Here is a 23,117-nt window from a genome sequence, read left to right as displayed (position 1 = left end):
ACCGATCGCCTGGAGAGTGGGGTGCACACCCGGCGGAAGCTCAATAGGGAGGACGAATGCTGGATAGAGGGTCGAGCACGTCGTCCGACCCTCTATTCTGCCAGATGCACCGGCCCCGCGCGAAACGCGGTGACACGGCGTGGCCGCGGGTCGGCGACGCCGTGTCAGACTGTGGTCGTGCAGCTCGACTTCGCCGCTTCGGCCCGCTCCACCGTCGGTCTCGAATGGGAGATCATGCTCGCCGATCCCGCGACCGGCGATCTGGTCGGCCGCGCGCCCGAGCTCCTCGCCGCGCTGGAAGCGGAGAGCGAGGATGAACGCCACACCGTGACCGGGGAGCTCCTCACGAACACGATCGAGGTCACGAGCGGCATCGGCGACTCGGTGGCCCACGCGGTCGACGACATCGCCAACGCCATCTCCGCGGTCCGGGCCTCCACCGACCCGGCGGGGATCGAGCTCCTCTCCGCCGGCAGCCACCCGTTCGCGCAATGGTTCGATCAGCAGGTGACGGACAAGACCCGGTATCACACCCTCATCGAGCGCACCCAGTGGTGGGGACGCAACATGATGATCTGGGGCATCCACGTGCACGTCGGCGTGGAGGACCAGCGCAAGGTGTTCCCGATCATCAACGCCCTGTCGGCCTACCTCCCCCACCTGCAGGCTCTGTCGGCGTCGAGCCCGTTCTGGGCCGGGGAGCGCACGGGATACGCCTCCAACCGCGCCCTGGTGTTCCAGCAGCTTCCGACCGCTGGGCTCCCCTGGCCGCTGCGCGACTGGGCACAGTTCGAGCGGTACCTCGACGACATGGTCCGCACGGGCGTCATGGCCGACGCGACGGAGGTGCGCTGGGACATCCGCCCCGCACCGCGCTGGGGCACGATCGAGGTGAGGGCGTGCGACGGGCTGTCCACGCTGTCCGAGATGGCCGCCGTCGCGGCGCTCGTGCAGGTGCTGGTCGAGCACTTCTCGCGGCTGCTGGACGAGGGCGCCGCGCTTCCGGAGCTTCCCGCCTGGTACCACCGGGAGAACAAGTGGCGCGCCGCCCGCTACGGCCTCGACGCGCGCGTGATCGTCGACGCGATCGGAACTCAGCGCCTCGTAGGAGATCATCTGGCGGAGAAGATCGAAGAGCTCGCCCCGGTCGCGGTCGAGCTCGGCTGCGGGCGGGAGTTCGCGAGCATCGGCGGCATCCTCGAGGGAGGCGCGAGCTATGCGCGTCAGTTGGGCGTCGCCGACGCGACGGACGGCGACCTCGCCGCGGTCGTGCAGCACCTGATCCGCGAGTTCCGCTCGGGGCCGGAGTCGTCGATCGACGGCGAGTGACGCCCCGTCGGCGGTTCAGTCCTCGATGAGCCGGCGCGCGAGGCCCTCGTCGAGCACGACGTCGGTGATGAGCTCCGCGGCGATCGCCGCCCGCAGGCTCGCGAGCTTCGGCACCCCGGACACGACGCACACCCGCCGGGGCACGCGCCGCAGACGGTCGAGGCCCGGCCCGGTCGCCCTGGCGTTGACGCGGATGTCGCGCCACGAGCCGTCCGCGCGGAAGAACACGGTCGCGACGTCGCCGATCGCGTGATCCTCGCGGAGGCTCCGGTAGTCCTCACGCCCCAGATACCCGCCGACGTAGACGCGACTGGGGACCTCTGCCGCGGGCGAGCCGAGGCTGAACACCGCGATGTCCATCTTCGCCTGGAGGTCGAGCACCCGCCGTGTGCTGCGCTCCCGCCACATCGCCTCTCGCGTCGCGGGGTCGTCGAAGAACGCCGGGACCGGGAACTGCTGCACCTGCGCGCCGAACGCACTGCCGAAGCGCTGCAGGATGTCGCTGGAGTACTCCACACCGCTGGTCTGCGTGTTGCCGGCGCCGTTGAGCTGCACGAACGTGGTGTTGTGCGTCTCCTTCTGCGTGAGACCACGGCTGACGGCACTGATGGTCGATCCCCACGCCACGCCCACGATCATGTTGGAGTCGACGAACTGAGACAGGAGTCGTCCCGCCGTCAGGGCGACGCGCTCCAGCCGCTCCACCTCGCTCACGATCTCGGCCATCGGCACCACGTGTGCGACGACGCGGTGGCGATCGCGGATGCGCTGTTCGAGCATGCCGAGCCGTTCGAGCGGTGAGTTGATGCGGATGTCGACGAGTCCGCTCTCTCGCGCGAAGCTCAGCAGCCGTGAGACCGACGACCGCGACGTGCCGAGCTCCGTGGCGATGACCTCCATGGTCTTGTCCTGCATGTAGTAGAGCTGAGCGGCGGTGAGCGCCGCGATCAGCTTGCTGTCGCGGGATTGCGCGCCGGAACCTGCCATGACTTCCTCCTGTCCTTCGATCCTTGCACATATGTGCAGCGGACTTGCGCGCCCACGTCAGACGGGTCGATGCTGGTGGCAAGCAAGGAAGAGAGGGTCGACGATGATCGATTCCACACACGCGTCCCCCGAGCGCGCGGACGTCCGCGCTGTCCGCGAGTCCGGACGCACCACCGTCCTCGTCATCGGCGGTGGCATCAACGGCATCTCCACGTTCCGCGACCTGGCGTTGCAGGGGGTCGATGTCCTCCTGGTCGAGCGCGGCGACTTCGCGTCCGGGGCCTCCGCCGCCTCCAGCCACATGATCCACGGGGGCATCCGGTACCTGGAGAACGGCGAGTTCCGCCTCGTCCGCGAATCGGTGGAGGAGCGCAACGGTCTGCTCAAGATCGCGCCGCACTACGTCAAGCCGCTGCAGACCACGATCCCGATCTACTCGACGTTCTCGGGCATCCTCTCCGCGCCGCTCCGCTTCCTCACCCACAAGAGCGGCAAGCCGAAGGAGCGCGGAGCGTTCCTGATCAAGGTCGGCCTCACGATCTACGACACCTTCTCGCGCGACGGCGGCACCGTGCCGCGCCACCGCTTCCTCGGACGTAAGAAGTCGCTCGCTGAACTGCCGTCGCTAGACCCGGACATCAAGTACACCGCGACGTACTACGACGCCTCGATGCACGACCCGGAGCGGCTCGCCCTCGACGTGCTGCAGGACGGGCGCGCCGCGCACCCCGGCGCCGTGGCTCTCAACTACGTCGAGGCGGTCGGTCGCGACGGCGACAGCGTGCTGCTGCGCGACCGCGAGAGCGGCACCGAGTTCGCCGTGTCCGCCGACGTGATCGTCAACGCGTCCGGCCCCTGGACCGACCTCACCAACGAGGAGCTCGGTCTCCAGAGCCGCTTCATGGGCGGCACCAAGGGCTCGCACATCGTGCTGGACCACCCGGAGCTGCTGGACGCCACCCGCGGCCGCGAGATCTTCTTCGAGCACTCCGACGGCCGCATCGTGCTGATCTATCCGCTGAAGGGCCGAGTGCTCGTCGGCACCACGGACATCGACGCCGACCCGCGCGAGGTCCCGGTGTGCACCGAAGAGGAGATCGACTACTTCTTCGACCTCATCCACCACGTGTTCCCGACGATCTCGGTGACCCGCGAGCAGATCGTCTACAACTTCTCCGGCATCCGCCCGCTCCCCCGCCACGAGGACACGGCCCCCGGGTTCGTCTCGCGCGACTACCGGGTCGAGGTCGACCGCCAGGGCGCCGTCCCGCTGGTGAGCCTGGTCGGTGGCAAGTGGACCACGTTCCGCGCGCTCGGCGAATCGCTGTCCAACCAGGTGCTCGACCTCCTGGGTCGCACGCGCACGGTGTCGACCGCGGGTCGTGCCATCGGCGGCGGACGCGAGTTCCCGCGCACCGAGAAGGCCAAGCGCATCTGGATCCAGGAGAACCTGCCGGGCGCCGGAGCACGTGCCGAGCAGCTGCTGGCCCGTTACGGCACGCGGGCGGCCGAGGTCTGGGCGCACGTCGAGCAGGGGCCGGACGCGCCCCTCGCCGGCGGCGACCTCTCCACACGGGAGCTCGAATGGATGGTGCAGAACGAGATGGTCGCACGGCTGGAGGACCTGATCCTGCGCCGCACCAGCATCGCCTTCACGGGCGGCGCCAACGCCGAGGTGCTCGACGAGATCGCTGAGGCGCTCGCTCCCCTCCTCGGCTGGGACCGCGAGCGGCACGATGCCGAAGTCGAGCAGACCCGCCTCCTCCTCAACGAACGACACGGACTCCACCTTCCGTCCCGCGCCCGCGGCTGACGGAAGTCCGACCACCGCCCTCCTTGCGGTGCTACCCCCATAGGGGGTCGGGGCAGAGGGGCCCCGACCCGTAAGAAAGGTCAATGAAGACATGACTGACGTCAATCTCGGTCTTTACTTCCTGTCCGAGCTCGTCGGCACGGCGATGCTGGTGCTGCTCGGCTGCGGTGTCGTCGCGAACGTCGCCCTGGCGAAGAACAAGGGCTTCGGTGGCGGCTTCCTGATGGTCAACTGGGGGTGGGGTCTCGCGGTGTTCGCCGGTGTCCTCGTCTCGGCCTACTCGGGCGCCATCCTGAACCCCGCCGTCGGCATCGGCCTGCTCGTCGCCGGCAAGATCGACTTCGCGATGTTCCTGACCGCGACCGGGGCGGAACTGCTCGGTGCGATCCTCGGTGCGATCGTCGTGTGGCTCGCCTACAAGCAGCACTTCGACGAGGAGCCCGAAGCGGCCAACAAGCTCGGCGTGTTCTCGACCGGCCCGGCCATCCGCTCCTACGGCTGGAACCTCGTCACCGAGATCATCGGTACGTTCGTGCTGGTGTTCGTGATCTTCGCGTTCGCCGACTACGGCGACATCGAGATCGGCACCCCCGGTGGCCTCGGCCCGCTCACGGCGCTTCCGGTCGCCCTGCTCGTGGTCGCGATCGGCGCCTCCCTCGGTGGCCCGACCGGCTACGCCATCAACCCCGCCCGTGACCTCGGCCCGCGCATCGCTCACGCCATCCTCCCGATCAAGGGCAAGGGCGCGAGCGACTGGTCCTACTCGTGGGTCCCGGTCGTCGGCCCGCTCATCGGTGGTGTCATCGCCGCCCTCGCGGCACCTGTTCTGCTCGGCCTCGCCGGCTGATCCCTACCCGCAAGCGAATTCAAAGGAGAACACATGGCTGACTACATCATCGCGATCGACCAGGGCACGACGTCGAGCCGCGCCATCATCTTCGACAAGAAGGGCAGCATCGTCGCCACCGGCCAGAAGGAGCACGAGCAGATCCTCCCGAAGGCCGGCTGGGTCGAGCACGACGCGGCGGAGATCTGGCGCAACGTGCAGGAGGTCATCGGACTGGCGCTCGGCCGTGCCGACCTGACCCGGCACGACATCGCCGCGGTCGGCATCACCAACCAGCGCGAGACGGCGGTGGTCTGGGACAAGACCACGGGCAAGCCGGTGTACAACGCGATCGTGTGGCAGGACACCCGTACGCAGGAGATCGTCGACCGTCTCGCAGCCGACGGTGGCGTCGAGCGCTTCAAGCCGGTCGTCGGCCTGCCGCTGGCGACCTACTTCTCCGGCACCAAGATCGCGTGGATCCTGGAGAACGTCGAGGGTGCGCGCGAGAAGGCCGAGGCGGGCGACCTGCTGTTCGGCACGACCGACTGCTGGGTGCTCTGGAACCTGACCGGCGGTGTGGACGGCGGCGTGCACGCCACCGACGTCACCAACGCCTCGCGCACGCTGTTCATGGACCTGGAGACGCTCGAGTGGCGCGACGACATCCTCGAGGTGTTCGGCGTGCCGCGGTCGATGATGCCGGAGATCCGCTCCTCCTCCGAGGTCTACGGCACCGCCGAGAGCTCGTCGCTGCTGCGCGAGACGCCGATCGCCGGAATCCTCGGCGACCAGCAGGCGGCGACGTTCGGTCAGGCGGCGTTCCAGAAGGGCGAGAGCAAGAACACCTACGGGACGGGCTGCTTCCTGATCTTCAACACGGGCGAGGAAGTCGTCCACTCGAAGAACGGGCTGCTCACGACCGTCGGCTACAAGCTCGGGGACCAGCCGACGCACTACGCGCTCGAAGGGTCGATCGCCGTGACGGGCTCGCTGATCCAGTGGCTCCGCGACCAGCTGGGGATCATCTCCTCGGCGCCCGAGGTCGAGAAGCTGGCGGAGCAGGTCGAGGACAACGGCGGCGTGTACATCGTCCCCGCGTTCTCCGGTCTGTTCGCGCCGTACTGGCGTCCGGACGCCCGCGGCGCGATCGTGGGTCTCACCCGCTACGCGAACAAGAACCACATCGCGCGGGCAGCGCTCGAAGCCGTCGCGTTCCAGACCCGCGACGTGCTCGATGCCGTCAACGCGGATGCGGGCGTGGACCTGAGCGAGCTCAAGGTCGACGGCGGCATGGTGGCCAACGACGCGCTCATGCAGTTCCAGGCCGACGTGCTCGGGGTCCCGGTCGTGCGCCCGGTCGTCGCCGAGACCACCGCGCTCGGTGCCGCCTACGCCGCCGGTCTCGCCGTCGGCTTCTGGAACGGGCTGGACGACCTCTCCGCCAACTGGCAGGAGGACAAGCGCTGGGAGCCGACGATGGGCGACGCCGAGCGCGAGCGTCAGCTGCGGCTGTGGCGCAAGGCCGTCACCAAGTCGATGGACTGGGTCGACGAGGACGTGAAGTAGTCCGAGGAAGGATGAAGCGGGTCCGGGGTCTCCCCCGGGCCCGCTTCTCGTTTCACCCGCGCTCCGATTCCTGGTTCCGCATCCCGTCCAGGACGGCCAGCAGCGCCCGCGCCACGCCCCTCGGAGCCACGGCATCCCACGCGACGTATTCGGTCCGCTCGGGCCCGTCGCTCACCGCCACCGCGACCACACCTTCTGCGCCGTCGACCACCCCCGGGGCCAGAAGGGTCACGGCGAGCCCCGCCCTCACGAGTCCGAGGAGCAGCGGGGCGGTGTCGACCTCGAAGGCCACGTCCCGCTCGAGTCCTGCGGCGGTGAAGGCGGCGTCACTCTGCGCCCGACCCGATGTCCCGGCGGGGAAGTCCGCGAAGGCGCACCCGGCGAGATCGGCGAGCCGGAGTCGCCGCCGCGTCGCGAGCCCGTGGTCATGCGGCAGCACCGCGACCAGTCGCTGATGCTGTACCGCGCGAGACGCGACCCCCGTGGGTTCCAGGTCGCCGCGCAAGCCCAGCAGCGCGATGTCGAGGTCGTCGCGGCGGAGCGCGGCGATGAGCTCGTCGCTGTTGCCGCCGCGCAGCTCCACCCGTGCCGCGGGATGCGCCTCCCGGAACGCGCGCAGAACCTCCGGGACCGAGACTGCTGTCACGGTGGGGATCGCGCCGAGGCGGAGCGTTCCGGTCACCTCGCCGGCAACCGCAGCGACGGCGTCCTTCGCCTGCTCGGCGGCGCGGACGGCGACCCGTGCATGCTCGAGGAACGCCTCGCCCGCCTCCGTGAGGCGCACACTGCGGCTCGATCGCGCGAACAGCCGATGGCCGAGCTCGCGCTCGAGCGCCGCCATCTGGTGGCTCAGCGCCGACTGCGTCACGAAGCACTGCTCCGCCGCGCGGGTGAAGCTCCCGGTCGCCGCGACCGCGACCACGTACCGCAGTTGCTGCAGATCCATCCGATCATGATCGCGCCTCATGGATACGATGACAAGCCCGCGTTGGACTCATGCGTGGGACGCCCCCACGCTGGAGCCATGAACAGATGGCGCATCGTGCTGCTGACCGCTCTGGCCCCGCTGTCGTGGGGCACGACCTACCTCGTCACGACCGAGCTCCTCCCTCCTGGCCACCCGCTGTTCGCGGGGCTGCTCCGCTCGCTCCCGGCGGGTCTCGTGGCCGTGCTTCTCGCTCGTCGCCTGCCGCGCGGCACGTGGTGGCCGAAGATGCTCGTGCTGGGCGCGCTCAACATCGGCGCGTTCTTCCCGTTGCTGTTCCTCGCCGCCGAGCGGCTGCCCGGCGGGGTCGCCGCCGCAGTCGCAGGGGCGCAGCCGCTCATCGTGCTGGTGCTGGGTACCCTGGTGCTCCAGGAGCGGATCAGGGCGGTGTCCGCCGCGGCCGCCGTGACCGGAGCGGGCGGTGTCGCACTGGTCGTCCTCGGTCCGGCGGCGCAGCTCGACCTCTGGGGCGTGCTCGCGGCCCTCGGCGGCGTCACCGCGACGGGCCTCGGCATGATCCTCACCAAGCGCTGGGGCCGTCCGCGGGGCATCGGCCCCGTGGTCTACGCCGGATGGCAGCTCACCGCGGGTGGTCTGCTCCTGCTTCCCGTGACCCTCGCCGTGGAGGGCGTGCCGTCGTCCATCGACGGGGCCGCAGCGCTGGGCTACCTCTGGCTGGGTACGGTCGGGGGTATCGTCGCCTACACCCTCTGGTTCCGGGGCATCCAGCAATTGCCGGTGATCGCGCCCGGCCTGCTCGCCCTGCTCTCGCCGCTCGTGGCCGCACTGCTGGGCGTCATCGTCCTCGGGGAGAGCTTCACCGCGGTTCAGGGCGTCGGACTGGCCCTCGCTCTGGGTGCGCTCGTGGTGGGACAGCTGACGGCGCGGCCACGGCGAACACCGACGACGCCGACGATCGGCGAGGAGCCACCGGTGCCGGCGGCACGCGCCTGAGGATCAGCTCTTGCCGAAGAGCTTCTGGATCTCGGCGAGATCCGCCTCGGTGGGCGCAGGAGCTCCGCCGAGACCGAAGCCCGAGCCGTTCGCGGAGGCGGATGCTGCCAGGCCAGCGTTCTCGGCCGCCCGCTTGGCGGGGTTACCCGAGCGCGAGCGTCCCTGAGACCCCTTGCCCTTCTTGCCGCGCTTGGACGACGCTCCCGGCTTGCCCATGCCGGGCACGGGACCCATGCCGGGGATGTTCGGCGTGCCACCGCGCGCGACCGTCTTCATCATCTTCGCCGCCTGGTCGAAACGCTGCACCAGCTGGTTCACGTCGGTCACGGTCATGCCGGAGCCCCGGGCGATGCGCAGACGACGCGACCCGTTCAAGATCTTGGGGTTACGCCGCTCCCCCGGCGTCATCGAGCGGATGATCGCCTCGGTGCGATCGATCTCCCGCTCGTCGAAGTCCTCCAGCTGCTGCTTCATCTGGCCCATGCCCGGCAGCATGCCGAGCATCTTCTTCATCGAGCCCATCTTCTTCATCTGCTGCAGCTGCTCGAGGAAGTCCTCCAGCGTGAAGGCCTCGTTGGCGAGCTTCTCGGCGACCTTCAGCGCCTCTTCCTCGTCGAACGCCTGCTGCGCCTGCTCGATCAGGGTCAGGATGTCGCCGAGGTCGAGGATGCGGCTCGCCATGCGGTCGGGGTGGAACGGCTCGAGGTCTTCGAGGCGCTCACCGGTCGAGGCGAAGATGATCGGCCGGCCGGTGACGGAGGCGACCGAGAGCGCCGCACCACCGCGGGCGTCACCGTCGAGCTTCGACAGGACGACGCCGGTGAAGTCGACGCCCTCCTGGAAGGCCTTCGCCGTGTTGACCGCATCCTGACCGATCATCGCGTCGATGACGAACAGCACCTCGTCCGGGTCGACCGCCTTGCGGATGTCGGCGGCCTGCTTCATCAGCTCGGCGTCGACACCGAGGCGTCCGGCGGTGTCGATGATCACCACGTCATGCTGCTGGCGACGGGCGTGCTCCACGCCGTCGCGCGACACCTTGACCGGATCGCCGACGCCGTTGCCCGGCTCGGGTGCGTACACGGTCGCACCGGCCTGCTCCGCGACGACCTGCAGCTGGTTGACGGCATTCGGACGCTGCAGGTCGGCGGCGACCAGGAGCGGGGTGTGCCCCTCCCCCTCCAGCTGCTTCGCGAGCTTGCCGGCGAACGTCGTCTTTCCGGAGCCCTGGAGCCCGGCGAGCATGATGACGGTCGGCGCCGTCTTGGCGAACTGCAGACGACGCTGTTCCCCGCCGAGGATCTGCACGAGCTCCTCGTTCACGATCTGCACGACCTGCTGGGCGGGGTTCAGCGCCTTGTTGACCTCGTCGCCGAGCGCGCGCTCGCGCACCTTCGCCGTGAAGTCCTTGACGACCGCAAGAGCGACGTCCGCGTCGAGCAGCGCGCGACGGATCTCGCGCACGGTGCCGTCGACGTCGGCGGCGGTGAGCTTCCCCTTCGTGCGGAGGTTGCGGAAGGTCTCGGTGAGACGGTCGGAGAGCGTTCCAAAGGTAGCCATGGTGCTCCCGATTCTACGCGAGCGCCGACGACTCGCTCAGCCGGACCACGGGAGGTCGTGGATCGCGCCGAGGGCGTCGTCGAGCACGGCCTGCGGGGTTCCGAGCCCCGCGCCCTGCTCGGCCCACACGCGCAACGCGGAGAACACGGCGGCCGCGAGGGCTGCGCCGAGGATGTCCGCCCTGATCGCGTCGACACCGGAGCCGCGGGCCGCGGTGGCGATCGCCTCCGACAGCCGCGCCAGGCGCACACCGGTGTCGCGGACGAGTTCCTCCTGCAGTCCCATCGCGCCGGCGTTGCGCAGAGCGAGCGCGAGCGGGTCCGGCGCGAAGTCCCGCACGATGCCCCGCAGGATCCCGCGCACCGCGTCGCCGTCCGCCTCGCGCCCGAGGCCCTGCAGGCGTTCGACGGCCTCCTCGATGCGCTCGTCCACGGCGGACCACAGCACGTCGCTCTTGGAGGTGAAGTAGTTGAAGAAGCTGGAGCGGCTCACCCCGGCGCGCTGCGTGATGTTGGCGACCGACGTGGCGTCGTACCCGCGCTCCAGGAACAGCTCGCACGCCGCCTCCGCGAGCGTCTCGCGCGACGACGCCTTGGGGCGGCCAGCGCGGCCGGTGGAGTTCATACCCTCACGCTACCGCGCGCGGCGAGTCGCGCTCGGGCGTCACAACAGGGCGTATTCTTAGACGCAATCCAACTATTTCGGAGGCGAGACTTCATGCTCGACATCCTCACCCCCGGGTTCTCCCCGACCCCCGTGCCGTACCTCGACGGCTGGGACCTGCAGCGCCGCGTGCACGCCGATGTGCTCTCCGGCGCGCGTCCGGACACGCTGATCCTGCTCGAACACGAGGCCGTCTACACGGCGGGCAAGCGCACCGAGCCGCACGAGCGACCGCAGGACGGCACCCCCGTGGTCGACGTCGACCGCGGCGGCAAGATCACCTGGCACGGCCCGGGGCAGCTGGTCGGCTACCCGATCGTCCGCCTCCCTGAGCCCATGGATGTCGTCGCGCACGTGCGCCGGCTCGAGCATCTGCTGATCGACGTCCTGCGACCGTTCGGCGTCGACGGCTACCAGGTGCCCGGTCGCAGCGGGGTGTGGGTTCGCCGCCCCCTCTCCGAGGACAAGGTCGCCGCCATCGGGGTGCGCGTGCAGCAGGGCGTGACCATGCACGGCTTCGCCATCAACTGCGCCAACTCGCTCGCACCGTTCCGCGACATCATCCCGTGCGGCATCACCGACGCCGGTGTGACCACGGTCAGCGAGGTCTCCGGAGCCGTCGTCGAACCCCGCGACCTCGTGGACGCCGTCCGCGCCGCCTTCCTCGCCGAATACACCGACATCGCACGGACGGGAGTCCCCGCATGACCGCCGCCCCCGAGGGCCGGAAGCTCCTCCGACTCGAGATCCGCAACGCCGAGACCCCCATCGAGCGCAAGCCCGAGTGGATCCGCACCAAGGCCAAGATGGGGCCGGAGTACACCGCCCTCCACTCGCTCGTGAAGAGCGAAGACCTCCACACCGTGTGCCAGGAAGCGGGCTGTCCCAACATCTTCGAGTGCTGGGAGGACCGCGAGGCGACCTTCCTGATCGGCGGATCCCAGTGCACTCGGCGCTGCGACTTCTGTCAGATCGACACCGGCAAGCCCGCGGACTACGACACCGACGAGCCACGCCGCGTCGCCGAGAGCGTCGTGCGCATGAACCTCCGCTACGCCACCGTCACGTGCGTCGCCCGCGACGACCTTCCCGACGGCGGCGCCTGGCTCAACGCAGAGACCGTCCGCCAGATCCATCGCCTCAACCCGAACACCGGCGTCGAACTGCTCGCCACCGACTTCAACGGCGACCCGGATCAGCTCGGCGTCGTGTTCGAGTCCCGGCCCGAGGTGTTCGCCCACAACGTCGAGACCGTCCCGCGCATCTTCAAGCGCATCCGGCCGGCCTTCCGCTACGAGCGCTCGCTGGGAGTGCTGACCCAGGCGCGCGACGCGGGCCTCATCACCAAGTCGAACCTGATCCTGGGCATGGGCGAGGAGCCGGAGGAGGTCGTGCAGGCCCTGCAGGATCTTCACGACGCCGGCTGCGACATCATCACCATCACGCAGTACCTGCGGCCGTCGCCGCGGCACCTCCCCGTCGCCCGCTGGGTGAAGCCGGCCGAGTTCGTCGAGTTCAAGGAGGAGGCGGAGCGGATCGGCTTCCTCGGGGTGCTCGCCGGACCGCTGGTGCGCTCCTCGTACCGTGCCGGACGCCTCTGGGCGCAGTCCATGGTCTCGAAGGGGCGGGAGATCCCGCCGCACCTCGCGCACATCGCCGAGGGCGCCGACCTCGGGTTCGCCCAGGCCGTGTGATCTGCGGGGTGAGCGCCGGGTCAGTCAGCGCTCATCACGGACTGCACGCTTCCGTCCGAGCCGAGGTTCACGAGCAGCACGTCGTCGGTCGCACTGTCGTCGAGCGCGTACTCGAGCACCGCGAAGGGCTCGGACCCGCCATGCTCGTCCGCCAGGATCGTCATGCTCATCAGGCGTAGCGAGCGGATGATGTCCACCGCAGCATCGCCGGACACGTCCACCAGCACGTCCGGCAGGTCGTCGCCGAAGGCCTCCTGCTGCTGAAGGATGTACTCGGTCACCTCGCTCGTCCGGTCATCCACCTCGGACAACATGCCGCGGCGGGCCGTGGCGTCGACGTTCTCCAGTCCCGCGATCAGCGCGGCGGCGATGTCGAGGGCATCAGCGGACACGTCGTCCTGGTCCGGAGCGGTGAGGTCGACCGTCACGCTCTGGTCACCGAGCTCGACGGTCTCCGACCAGAAGATCGAGCCGTCGGGGCCCGACGACAGCAGTCCGAAGTAGTCGTGTTCGATCGCCATAACGCTATGAAACCAGCCTCGTGCTCAGGGCGGTAGCCCTGTGTCAGCCGACCAGCGCCTGCACGAACACGTGCGGGGTGAAACCGGTCAGATCGTCGATGCCCTCGCCCTGTCCGAGCAGCTTCACCGGGATCCCGGTGCGCTCCTGAACCGCGAGAACGAAGCCGCCCTTGGCCGACCCGTCGAGCTTGGTCAGCACGAGCCCGGTGACACCGGCGTGCTGCAGGAACGTCTCCGCCTGCATGACCCCGTTCTGCCCCGTCGTCGCGTCGAGAACCAGCAGAACCTCGCTGATCGGGGCCTGCTTCTCCACGACCCGGCGGATCTTGCCGAGCTCGTCCATCAGCCCGCCCTTGGTGTGCAGACGACCGGCCGTGTCGATGATCGCGATCTCCATGCCCTCGCGCTTGGCGTACTCCACCGTCTGGAACGCCACAGACGCCGGGTCCTGCCCCTCGTGCTGCGGGCGGACGATCGCCGCCCCTCCGCGCTGCGCCCACGTGGCGAGCTGGTCCACGGCGGCGGCACGGAACGTGTCGGCGGCCCCCACCACGACGCTGCGCTGATAGCCGCGCAGGAACTTGGTGAACTTGCCGATCGTGGTGGTCTTCCCGACCCCGTTGACGCCGACGACGAGCACGACGGCCGGGCGCTCGGTGAGCTTGAGCGTCGTGTCGAACTTCGCGAAGTGCTCCTCGAGCGTCTCGCGCAGCATGCGCTGGAGGTCGCGGGGGTCGGTCGTGCGGTACTTCGCGACCTTGTCGCGGAGCTCGTCGACGATGCGCTCGCTGATGTCCGGCCCGAAGTCGGCCGTGATCAGGGCGGTCTCCAGGTCTTCCCACGTCGTCTCATCGATCGTGGGCTTGACGAACATGCCGCGCAGGGCGCGACCGAGAGACCAGGACTTCTCTGCCATCCCCCCAGCCTACGGGTAGCGGTTCGCTACGCCGGTCAGCTCGCCGCGGCGGCCGCGCGGTCACCGACGCGCTGACCGACGACAGCGGACACGCCGTCCTGGCGCATCGAGACGCCGTACAGCGCGTCGGCGATCTCCATCGTGCGCTTCTGGTGCGTGATCACCAGGAGCTGAGATGTCTCCCGCAGCTGCTCGAACACGGTGAGCAGCCGGCCGAGGTTCGCATCGTCGAGGGCCGCCTCCACCTCGTCGAGGATGTAGAACGGGCTGGGACGCGCCTTGAAGATCGCCACCAGCAGCGCGACAGCGGCCAGCGATCGCTCCCCTCCGGAGAGCAGCGACAGGCGCTCGATCTTCTTCCCGACGGGCCGCACCGAGACCTCGATGCCGGTCGTGAGCATGTTGTCCGGGTCGGTCAGGGAGATGCTCCCCGTCCCACCGGGGAACAGGAGCGGGAAGACCTGGCCGAACGCCTCCTTGGTGTCCTCGAACGCACTGGCGAAGATGGTCTGCATCCGCTCGTCGAGGTCCGCGATGATGGTCAGCAGATCCTGACGGGTCTGGGTCAGGTCGGCGAGCTGCTCCGTCAGGAAGGCGTGGCGCTGCTCGAGCGCGGCGAACTCCTCCAGAGCGAGCGGATTGACGCGGCCCAGCTGGGCGAGCTTCCGCTCGGCCTCGGCCAGCCGGCGCTGCTGGATACGACGATCGAACGGGATCGCCGTGTCGTCGAGCAGTTCGTCCGCAGGGGGCTCCACTCCGGGATCGCGAGGAACGAGCTGATCAGGCCCATATTCCGCAACGAGAATATCTTCGTCGAGCGACAGCTCGGAGGACACACGCTCCAGTAGGCTGTGCAGGTGGAGCTTCTTCTCGTGGATCTGCAGCTCCAGGCCGTGCACGCTCTCGGTGAGGCCGGCGAGCCGCTCGCGCAGCGACGTCTCCTGCTTCCGGAGCGCCACCAGCTCCTCGTTCTGCGCTGCTCTGGCGGCCTCCGCCTCGGCGAGAGCCACACGGGCCTCGGTCACCGAGCGGTCCAGCGAGTCGAGGATGCGCGGAAGCTCCTCTGCCACCCCGGAGGCGGCCTCCCGCTGTGCCCGACGGATCACTGCACGGCGGGCGGCCTCGGCGGCGGCGTCCCGCTCCTGCTCGCGCTGCCGTTCGAGCGTCGCGACCCTCGCCTGCGCCGCCCGCACCCTCTCGCGCAGCGTCTCGACCTCGAGCCGCGCGCGCACCTCTCCCTCGCGGGCGAGCTCGAGAGCCTCGAGCAGACCGTCGCGGGCAGACGCGTCCAGCACGGGACGCGGCGCGGCCACGGCCTCGTCGAGCTCCGCACGGGCCGACTCCGCCTTCGCCTCGGCATCCGCGACTGCAGCCTGGGCCTGCGCGAGCCCCGACTCCAGGCGCTCGCACTCGGCCACGGCGGACTCGTGCCGCACCGTGACGCGGTTGACCTGCTCGGCGTGCGTGGCCAGGGCGGCATCGTGCTCGCGCAGCGCCCGCAACGCGTCCTTGGCCTGACGCCGTGTGGCCTCCACCTGCTCGTCCGCCTCGATCCGCGCCTCCCGGAGCGAGTCGACGACGATCTGGATCTCGGCGAGCCGCTCCGTCGCCGCGTCGCGCTCGGCCGCGAGCTCGAGACGCGACCGCTCACCACCGGAGCCCGTGCGCAGCGTCTGCGCGGTGATCACCTCGCCGCTGGTCGTCACGATCGTCGTCCGCGTGTCGGACAGCGCATCCAGAGCGGCTCGCGCCGAGCGCGCCGCATCGAGGTCTTCGGCGATCAGCACATGCGACAGGATGCCCAGGACGCCGTCGGGTGCGGTCACCACGTCGATCGCGGACGTGACACCGTCGACGGGAGGCGCGGTCGACTCGGGGCGCAGCGCATCCGCCACCACGAAATCCACGACCCCACGGCGCTCCGCCGCAGCCAGGGCCGCCAGCGTGAACGCGGCGTCCGCGCTGTCGATCAGCACGCCCTCCGCGAGCGGACCGAGGACTGCGGCGATCGCCGCCTCGAACCCCGGCCTGACCTGCACCGCGTCGCCGACCAGTCCGCGGACTCCCGCGCCACCGGCCTTCACGATCTCGGCGGCACCACCGGACAGCGACAGCGCGCTGCTCAGCGCCGCCGCCTTCGCCGTGAGCGAGTCGACCTCGCGCTCCGCGGCGTGGAGCCGTTCGCGCAGCGTCTCGCGCTCGGCCTCCGCCGCCGTCGCCGCCCGCTGCGCGCTCTCATAGGCGGCAGCGTGCTCGACGGCTGTGCCCTGCGGTGCCTCGGCGTCCTCGATCGCCTCCAGTGCCTCCGCCGCCTCCCGCCGCCGTTCGTTCGCCGCTTCGAGCGCATTCTCCTGGCGCAGCACGGCACCACGCACCGCGGCAAGGGCCGACGCCGCCGCATCAGCCGTACCGCGCAGGGCCGTCAGGCGCATGTCGTACTCCGACACGAGCGCGCTCTGCTCCGCGATGTCGACGTCGAGCGTGTCGAGCTCCGCCCTGGCGTGCATGACCTCGCGGCTCGCCGCTACCGCGGCATCCTGCGCATCGCCCAGCCCCGAGGAGATCGTCTCGATGTCGTCCTTCGCCTCGTCGATCGTCGCCTGCGTCACCGTGACCGCGGTCACGGCGGCATCGTCCTCCTCCGAGCCGAGCAGAGCGAGACGCTGATTGGCGAGGGTGTACAGCCCCCGCATGCGCTCCTGGACCTGCTCGAGCCCGAAGGCCACGCCGCGCGCCGCATCGACGGCGACGGAGTTCTGGTCCTTCTCGAGCCGCGCGATGCTCGCACGCACCGCCTCGGCCTGATCCGACAGCACGAGGCGCTCCGTGTGACGCTCCTGCTCCGTGCGGGTGTGGTCGGCCAGGGCCGTGCGCAGGGCGACCACGTCGTCCGCGAACAGCCGGGCCTTCGCATCGCGCACCACGGCCGCGATCGTCTGGGCCTCCCTGGCGATCTCGGCCTGACGGCCCAGCGGCTTCAGCTGCCGCCTGATCTCACCGGCCAGGTCGCTCAGACGCGTCAGGTTGGCCTCCATGGCGTCGAGCTTGCGGAGAGTCTTCTCCTTGCGGCGTCGGTGCTTGAGGATCCCCGCCGCCTCCTCGATGAAGCCACGGCGATCCTCCGGCGACGCCTGCAGCACGGTGTCGAGGCGCCCCTGACCCACGATCACATGCATCTCGCGGCCGAGACCCGAGTCGCTCAGGAGCTCCTGCACGTCGAGCAGTCGGCAGCCCTCGCCGTTGATCGCGTACTCGCTCGATCCGTTGCGGAACAGCGTGCGGCTGATCGTGACCTCGGCGTACTCGATCGGCAGTGCTCCATCGGCGTTGTCGATCGTGAGCTGCACCTCCGCTCGCCCGAGGGGCCCTCGCGTGGAGGTGCCGGCGAAGATGACGTCCTCCATCTTGCCGCCGCGGAGGGTCTTCGCGCCCTGCTCCCCCATGACCCAGGCGAGGGCGTCGACCACGTTGGACTTGCCGGAGCCGTTCGGACCCACGATGCAGGTCACGCCGGGCTCGAAGACGAAGCTCGTCGGCTGGGCGAACGACTTGAACCCCTTGAGCGTCAGGCTCTTCAGATGCATGCGGGCACCGCTCGTCGGGGGAGAATCACGTCGCTACGCTACCGGAATCGCGCGGATTCCCACGGATCCCGCGCGGGTCTCGGAGCGAGCTCCTCCGGCGGCGACACGCCGGCGCTAGCACGAAATGCTTGACGATCGGCTGAGAGTTTCGCTACGGTTGGCCTCCGGATCGCCACACGAAAGGAGGTTACCGATGATGATCACTCAGCACACCGCGAAGGCCAACGGCCGCACCGCGCCCGCGCACACCGCGCCGAACCGTGCGTACTCGGTAACCGCCGGCGACCGCCTCGGCACGATCTGCTAGAACCGTCGCCCGGGATGTGACGCCTCTCCGAGGCCATCCGTCCTGCCGGTTCCCCCGCGCCACCACCCTCTGACCCGCACCGCGGAGTCATGGATTCCCCGCCACCCTCGGCACGCGCTCTCGCATTCTCGCGTCAGCGCATCCCCGAGCGGTCGCCACCGTCCGCACCGTCTCCGGCCGGATCCTCGGCCTGCGCCGGTGCTTCCGCACCCCCTCCCATCACGCAACCTCGAAGGAATCATCGTGAACACCACGCTGTACCGCAGCACCACCCACCCGCCCGATATCGAGGACCGTGAGGTCCTCCCCCTCCCCCGCGACGACGAACGGCGACAGCTCCGTCTGACCGACCGCCTCTCCCTCCGGATCGGCCTCTGGCTGCTCCAGCGGGCTCAGCGGCCGCGGCGGCCGCGCCGAGGGCTGACCCTCGACCCGGCCGACCTGTTCCTCGTCGGAGAGCAGCGTCACCGCTCCGCAGCGGAGTCGAACGCCATGCTCATGTTCGACATGCAGCGGGGAATGCGCTGATCCGCATGACCGCTTCGCACGCCGTCGACACCGCACCATCGGTCTCCTCCGCCCCGTCCGTGGGCGGAGGAGACCGTGGACGGCCCTTCGCCGTCTCCCCCGCAGCCGCCCGCCACCCCGAAGGAACCGACATGACCATCGCGGAACTGACCATCTCACCGCTGACCGTCCCCGCCGCGCTCGACGCTGACGACGCCGCCGACTTCCGCGCGTACGGCGAACTCAACCGGCAGATCTGCGACGAGCAGGTCGGTATCCCGGATCTCGCGCCGGATGCCGCGCAGATGCTCCCGGGCTGGCAAGACGACACCGACTCCCTCGACCTCGGCTTCGTCGCCCGCGACGGTGCCGACATCGTGGGCATGGTGACGGTGTCCTTCGCGCAGGAGGCGGACGCGAACGCTGCCGAGGTCGACCTGCTCGTGTCTGAGGCACACTGGGGCCGAGGCATCGAAGACGCGCTCCTCGCACGAGCCGAGAGCGAGGCGCGGTCCCGCGGGCGCAGCGTGCTGCAGATCTGGAGCCTGCATCGTCCGGAGGAGACATCTCGCATGCTGGTTCCTCGGACCGGATGGGGCCGCATTCCGGCGACGCCGCTGAGCGACCTCGTCGACGCCCACGGATTCACGCTGGAGCAGGTCGAGCGCAACAGTGAATTCGACCTGCGCGCGGACCTCGCTCCCCTGGAGGCCGCTCTGGCCGAGGCCACGCAGGCGGCAGGACCCGACTACCGCGTGGTGGAGTGGCTGCTGCCCACACCGCCCGAGCTCCGCTCCGGGTACGCGGCGGTGCTGGCGCGGCTGTCGACGGACGCTCCGAGCGGCGACATGGACTTCGTCGCGGAGGTCTGGGACGCCGACCGGGTGGCCCGGCGAGATGCACGGTTGACGGGCGCCGGGCAGACGGTGTCCGTCGTCGCCGTGGAGCACGTGCCCACCGGCGACATCGTCGCGTACAACGAGCTGGTCATCGGAGCGGAGCGCACCGGCGTCACGCATCAGTTCGGCACCCTGGTGTCCAAGGACCACCGCGGGCATCGTCTGGGCATGATCGTGAAGTGCGCGAACCTGCTCCGCTGGCGTGAGCTCGTGCCGGATGCCACCGTGGTCTCCACCTTCAACGCGGAGGAGAACCGGCCGATGCTCGACATCAACGAGGCGATCGGGTTCCGCCCGGTCTCGTACGCGGGAGCGTGGCAGAAGAAGCTCTGATCCCGCGGGAGCGGAGTCATCCTCCTGGATGACTCCGCTCCGGGACGGTCATCCGGACGGCCGACGACGTGGGGTCCGCGCGCGGGAAGGCTGGAATCATGAACGCATTCGTGATCGAAGCTCACGCTCTCACCAAGACCTTCGGGGCCACGCGCGCCCTCGCCGGCATCGACCTCGCCGTGCAGCGGGGAGAAGCCGTGGCCATCATGGGCGCCTCCGGATCGGGCAAGACCACTCTGCTGCACGTGCTCGCGGGCATCACGGCCCCCGACGCCGGCAGCGTCACGTTCCACCCGTCCGCCGGCGGGCCCGTCGAGGTCACCGCACTCGGGGAATCCGCGCGCTCGCGCCTGCGTCGCGAACGATTCGGCTTCGTGTTCCAGCAGGGACTCCTCATCCCCGAGCTCACCGCGGTCGAGAATGTGGCCCTGGCCTCCATGATCAACGGCGTGGCGAAGAAGGATGCCATCCCGCACGCCGCCTCCTGGCTTGCCGCGCTCGGACTGGCGGGAATGGAGGATCGACGCATCGGTGAACTCTCCGGCGGTCAGGCGCAACGTGTCGCGATCGCGCGCGCGCAGGCGACGGGGGCGGAGATCGTCTTCGCGGACGAGCCGACCGGCGCGCTCGACTCGCACACCTCCGCAGAGGTGATGGATGCACTGCTGTGGTCGACCACCGGCCAGGGACGCACGCTGGTGGTGGTCACGCACGACGCCGACGTCGCGGCACGCTGCACCCGCACGGTCGCCGTGCGTGACGGGCGCGTCGTCTCCTCGGCGGTGGACGCATGAACGCCGGCGTGCTGACGCTCCTCCTGCGGCCAGCCCGCGGAGAGAACAGCGTCCTCGTGCTCCCCGTCGTCGCCTTCGGCATCGTCACCACCCTGGTCCTGACAGTGATCGGCGGTGCGCAGTCGTTCTGGCGGTGGTCCGATGACAGTGCTGCCCTCTACCAGGCACTCGCTGGCATCGCTCTCGTTCTCCTCGTCGTGCCGCTGATGTCCCTCGGTGGTGCGGCCGCCCGACTATCAGCGCGCCGTCGCGACGAGAGGCTGTCGACACTCCGCCTGCTCGGTGTCACACCCGCGGGGGTGACGGTCGCCACCGTGGCGGAGTCGCTGCTCGTGGCAGCCGTCGGCGCCGTGATCGGGGTGGCGGGTCACCTCGCGATCAGTCCGCTCATCGGCTTGATCCCGTTCCGCGGCGCACCGCTCGGGTTCGATGCTGTGCTGCTGCCGCCCGTTCCGATCCTCCTCGTGGTCGCCGTGGTGCTGCTGCTGGCCGTGGTGAGTGCCTCCATCGGTCTGCGCCGCGTGGTGATCTCGCCGCTGGGAGTGCGCACTCGGGCCGTCGTCACCAAGATGCACTGGATCCGTGCGGTGATCGCCGTGGGGGGATTGGCGATCGCCTTCGTGCTCATCAAGGCGGTTCCCGCCATCGCCGGCGGGATGATCGCCGTCATCGTGCTGTGCGGCCTCTACGCCGCGGCGCTCGCCGTGCTGAACCTGGTCGGCCCCTGGGCACTGTCGATCTGGGCACGCACGAGCCTGCGCCGGGCACAGGAGCCCGACCGCATGCTCTCGGCCCGCATCGTCCTGGATGCGCCGAAAGCTGCGTGGCGTCAGGTCGGTGGCATCGCGATGGCGAGCTTCATGGCCGTCTTCGCGGGGACCGGTGTCGCGCTCATGGCGGAGATCGACGGTCCTGGTGCATCCGGGGCCGACGCGACGCTCGCCGCCGACATCCGCACCGGACTCATCATCACCCTGATCGGATCGTTCCTCATGGTGGCGGCATCCGTGGGCGTCAATCAGGCTGCGGACGTGATCGATCAGAGAGGTCTCCACCGAAGCCTGCACCAGCTGGGGATGCCGATGGAGATGATCGATCGTGCCCGCCGACGCTCCATCGTCGCCCCGGTGCTCGTGACCTCTCTCGGCTCCGCCCTCTGCGCCGCGTTCCTCGTGTTCCCCCTGCTCGGAATCGCGCTGATCACGGCGCCCGTCTCGATCGCCACCATCGCCGTGGTCCTCGTCACCGGGATCGGGCTGGTGTGGGCGAGCACCTGGGCGACGCGGCCGCTCCTCGGGCGAGCCTTCCAGCCGGTGTGACCTCAGCGGCGGCGCTGGCAGGTCGGGCAGAAGTGGGACGACCGGTTCATGAACGACACCCGCCGAATGGCGCCGCCGCACCGCGGACACGGCTCCCCGCCGCGGCCGTAGGCATTGAGGGAGTGGGCGAAGTACCCCGCCTGGCCGTTCACGTTGACGTACTGCGCATCGAAGCTGGTCCCGCCCTCGGCGAGGGCTTTCGCCAACACGGTGCGGACCTCGGTGAGCAGACGGTGCACGGCCGGAGTCGAGAGTCGATCGGCCGGCGTCTCGGGGTGGATCCGCGCGGCCCACAGCGACTCGTCGGCATAGATGTTGCCGATACCGCTCACGACGCCCTGGTCGAGCAGCACCCGCTTGACCGCGCTGTGCCGGCGAGCGAGAGCCAGTCGGAAGGCGTCGTCGTCGAAGAACGGGTCCATCGGATCGCGCGCGATGTGCGCCACCTGCGTCGGTACGCGCGAGGGCCCGTCCTCCACCAAGGCATCGACGGCGAGGGAGCCGAACGTGCGCTGATCCGCGAACACGACCGCGAGCTCACCGTGGACGGGATGCTCGATCCCGAGGCGCACGCGTTCATGGCGCTCGGACGGAGCGTCGGGAGCCCGCAGGAGCAGCTGTCCGCTCATGCCGAGGTGCGCGATCAGCGCCGACTCCCCGTCGTCATCGAGGGGAAGCCACAGGAACTTGCCGCGACGCATCGCCGCCGTGAAGGCACGCCCCTCGAGGCGCTGCACGAAGTCGGCAGCACCCGCCGTGTGCCTGGTGAGGGCGCGCTCGTCGAAGACGCTCACGGCCGTGATCGTCGCGCCGACCGCGGCCGGGGCGAGGCCCGCGCGGACCACCTCGACCTCGGGAAGCTCAGGCACGCTCGTTGAGCACGCGCCAGGCGCTGAGCGCGGCCGCCATCTCCGCGGTCTTCTTGCTGCTTCCGGTGCCGGTCATCTCGACGTCTCCGACGGCGACCGTGGCCGTGAAGCGACGGTCGTGATCCGGTCCGCTCGCCTCGACCGAGTACTGCGGCGGCGTAGCACCCACCCGGGCGGCAAGCTCCTGCAGGCTGGTCTTCGGGTCCATCGCGGCGCCGTAGCGCTCCGGGTCCGCCAGCAGAGGCTCGGTCAATCGCAGCACCAGCTCGGTCGCCGCCTCCGGCCCCGCGGAGAGGTAGGTGGCGCCGATCACGGCCTCCATGGTGTCGGCCAGGATGGAGTCCTTGTCGCGACCGCCCGTCTGCTCCTCACCGCGACCCAGCAAGAGATGACTTCCGAGGTCGATACCGCGGGCCACCTCGGCCAGGGCCACCGTCGAGACGACGCTTGCCCGCCGCTTGGCCAGTTCGCCCTCGTCGAGGTCGGGGTGCGTGGTGAACAGCATCACCGTCACCGCCTGCCCCAGCACCGAGTCGCCGAGGAACTCCAGGCGCTCGTTGTGCGGGATGCCGCCGTGCTCGTAGGCGTAGGAGCGATGGGTGAGCGCCAACTCCAGAAGCTCCGCGTCGATGTCGACGCGGAGCTTTGCTGGGAGAGGTCTCGTCCCCCCGGGGACCTCCGTCACGGT

Annotated in this window: 20 protein-coding genes; 11 read left to right on the top strand and 9 right to left on the bottom strand. The window is 69.8% G+C overall.

What is annotated here, in order from left to right:
* Nucleotides 1-177 precede the first annotated feature (177 nt).
* Nucleotides 178-1,329: a glutamate--cysteine ligase gene (locus tag DW309_RS17170; protein ID WP_136046062.1), complete on the top strand. Its 1,152-nt coding sequence runs from the start codon at nt 178-180 to the stop codon at nt 1,327-1,329.
* A 15-nt stretch (nt 1,330-1,344) separates the two neighbouring features.
* Here the strand turns inward: DW309_RS17170 and DW309_RS17165 are convergent, their stop codons facing one another.
* Complete coding sequence (locus DW309_RS17165) at nt 1,345-2,316, bottom strand: sugar-binding transcriptional regulator (RefSeq protein WP_136034582.1); 972 nt, start codon at nt 2,314-2,316, stop codon at nt 1,345-1,347.
* Between the two features lie 103 nt (nt 2,317-2,419).
* Here DW309_RS17165 and DW309_RS17160 point away from each other — a divergent pair, with 103 nt between their 5' ends.
* The 3 genes from DW309_RS17160 (at nt 2,420) to glpK (ending at nt 6,524) form a co-directional block, all read left to right on the top strand.
* A complete protein-coding gene (locus DW309_RS17160) occupies nt 2,420-4,129 on the top strand; it encodes a glycerol-3-phosphate dehydrogenase/oxidase (protein ID WP_136046061.1) in 1,710 nt (569 codons plus the stop codon).
* Nucleotides 4,130-4,220: 91 nt separating this feature from the next.
* On the top strand, nt 4,221-4,976 hold the full coding sequence (locus DW309_RS17155) for an MIP/aquaporin family protein (protein WP_136034578.1): 756 nt from the start codon (nt 4,221-4,223) through the stop codon (nt 4,974-4,976).
* Nucleotides 4,977-5,009: 33 nt separating this feature from the next.
* Nucleotides 5,010-6,524, top strand: coding sequence for a glycerol kinase GlpK (gene glpK / locus DW309_RS17150; RefSeq protein ID WP_136046060.1), 1,515 nt, complete (start codon nt 5,010-5,012; stop codon nt 6,522-6,524).
* Between the two features lie 52 nt (nt 6,525-6,576).
* Here the strand turns inward: glpK and DW309_RS17145 are convergent, their stop codons facing one another.
* On the bottom strand, nt 6,577-7,470 hold the full coding sequence (locus tag DW309_RS17145; RefSeq protein WP_136046059.1) for a LysR family transcriptional regulator: 894 nt from the start codon (nt 7,468-7,470) through the stop codon (nt 6,577-6,579).
* A gap of 78 nt (nt 7,471-7,548) precedes the next feature.
* On the opposite strand from DW309_RS17145, the gene DW309_RS17140 reads away from it, so the two are divergent.
* Nucleotides 7,549-8,463, top strand: a complete 915-nt coding sequence (locus DW309_RS17140) for an EamA family transporter (RefSeq protein WP_136046058.1) — start codon at nt 7,549-7,551, stop codon at nt 8,461-8,463.
* A 3-nt stretch (nt 8,464-8,466) separates the two neighbouring features.
* Here DW309_RS17140 and ffh read toward each other — a convergent pair whose 3' ends face one another.
* Entirely contained in the window at nt 8,467-10,023 is a 1,557-nt protein-coding gene (ffh, locus tag DW309_RS17135; RefSeq protein ID WP_136034568.1) for a signal recognition particle protein, read from the bottom strand.
* A gap of 36 nt (nt 10,024-10,059) precedes the next feature.
* Entirely contained in the window at nt 10,060-10,647 is a 588-nt protein-coding gene (locus DW309_RS17130; RefSeq protein WP_136046057.1) for a TetR/AcrR family transcriptional regulator, read from the bottom strand.
* A gap of 93 nt (nt 10,648-10,740) precedes the next feature.
* Between DW309_RS17130 and lipB the strand changes: the two genes are divergently transcribed.
* Together lipB and lipA are read left to right on the top strand one after the other, a co-directional pair.
* Nucleotides 10,741-11,394, top strand: a complete 654-nt coding sequence (gene lipB, locus DW309_RS17125; protein WP_136034564.1) for a lipoyl(octanoyl) transferase LipB — start codon at nt 10,741-10,743, stop codon at nt 11,392-11,394.
* Nucleotides 11,391-12,380, top strand: a complete 990-nt coding sequence (lipA, locus tag DW309_RS17120) for a lipoyl synthase (protein ID WP_136034562.1) — start codon at nt 11,391-11,393, stop codon at nt 12,378-12,380. Before lipB ends, lipA begins: the two co-directional genes overlap by 4 nt.
* Nucleotides 12,381-12,400: 20 nt before the next feature.
* Here the strand turns inward: lipA and DW309_RS17115 are convergent, their stop codons facing one another.
* From DW309_RS17115 to smc, 3 genes are read right to left on the bottom strand one after another with little or no spacing between them, the layout of a single operon-like run.
* Nucleotides 12,401-12,901, bottom strand: a complete 501-nt coding sequence (locus DW309_RS17115; RefSeq protein WP_136034560.1) for a DUF2004 domain-containing protein — start codon at nt 12,899-12,901, stop codon at nt 12,401-12,403.
* Nucleotides 12,902-12,944: 43 nt separating this feature from the next.
* Complete coding sequence (ftsY, locus tag DW309_RS17110; RefSeq protein ID WP_136034558.1) at nt 12,945-13,817, bottom strand: signal recognition particle-docking protein FtsY; 873 nt, start codon at nt 13,815-13,817, stop codon at nt 12,945-12,947.
* A gap of 35 nt (nt 13,818-13,852) precedes the next feature.
* Complete coding sequence (gene smc / locus DW309_RS17105) at nt 13,853-17,401, bottom strand: chromosome segregation protein SMC (RefSeq protein WP_136046056.1); 3,549 nt, start codon at nt 17,399-17,401, stop codon at nt 13,853-13,855.
* 550 nt (nt 17,402-17,951) lie between these two features.
* On the opposite strand from smc, the gene DW309_RS17100 reads away from it, so the two are divergent.
* The 4 genes from DW309_RS17100 to DW309_RS17085 all read left to right on the top strand — a co-directional run bounded on the left by DW309_RS17100 (nt 17,952) and on the right by DW309_RS17085 (nt 21,560).
* A complete protein-coding gene (locus DW309_RS17100; RefSeq protein WP_136034554.1) occupies nt 17,952-18,236 on the top strand; it encodes a hypothetical protein in 285 nt (94 codons plus the stop codon).
* Nucleotides 18,237-18,367: 131 nt separating this feature from the next.
* Nucleotides 18,368-19,447 (top strand): GNAT family N-acetyltransferase, encoded by a 1,080-nt coding sequence (locus DW309_RS17095; protein ID WP_136046055.1) that lies wholly within the window; start codon nt 18,368-18,370, stop codon nt 19,445-19,447.
* 98 nt (nt 19,448-19,545) lie between these two features.
* Nucleotides 19,546-20,241 carry an ABC transporter ATP-binding protein gene (locus DW309_RS17090; RefSeq protein WP_136034550.1) on the top strand — a complete coding sequence of 232 codons (696 nt, stop codon included), beginning with the start codon at nt 19,546-19,548 and terminating at the stop codon, nt 20,239-20,241.
* Nucleotides 20,238-21,560 (top strand): FtsX-like permease family protein, encoded by a 1,323-nt coding sequence (locus DW309_RS17085; protein WP_136046054.1) that lies wholly within the window; start codon nt 20,238-20,240, stop codon nt 21,558-21,560. Before DW309_RS17090 ends, DW309_RS17085 begins: the two co-directional genes overlap by 4 nt.
* A 2-nt stretch (nt 21,561-21,562) precedes the next feature.
* Here DW309_RS17085 and mutM read toward each other — a convergent pair whose 3' ends face one another.
* Both mutM and rnc read right to left on the bottom strand, forming a co-directional pair.
* Nucleotides 21,563-22,429, bottom strand: coding sequence for a bifunctional DNA-formamidopyrimidine glycosylase/DNA-(apurinic or apyrimidinic site) lyase (mutM, locus tag DW309_RS17080; protein ID WP_136034546.1), 867 nt, complete (start codon nt 22,427-22,429; stop codon nt 21,563-21,565).
* Complete coding sequence (rnc, locus tag DW309_RS17075; RefSeq protein WP_136034544.1) at nt 22,422-23,114, bottom strand: ribonuclease III; 693 nt, start codon at nt 23,112-23,114, stop codon at nt 22,422-22,424. The genes mutM and rnc overlap by 8 nt, the downstream gene beginning before the upstream one ends.
* Nucleotides 23,115-23,117 lie beyond the last annotated feature (3 nt).

The organism is Microbacterium sp. K41 (genome assembly GCF_004794395.1).
In the GTDB taxonomy this organism is placed as follows: Bacteria; Actinomycetota; Actinomycetes; order Actinomycetales; family Microbacteriaceae; genus Microbacterium; species Microbacterium sufflavum.
This window is presented reverse-complemented; position numbering and strand designations above follow the sequence as displayed.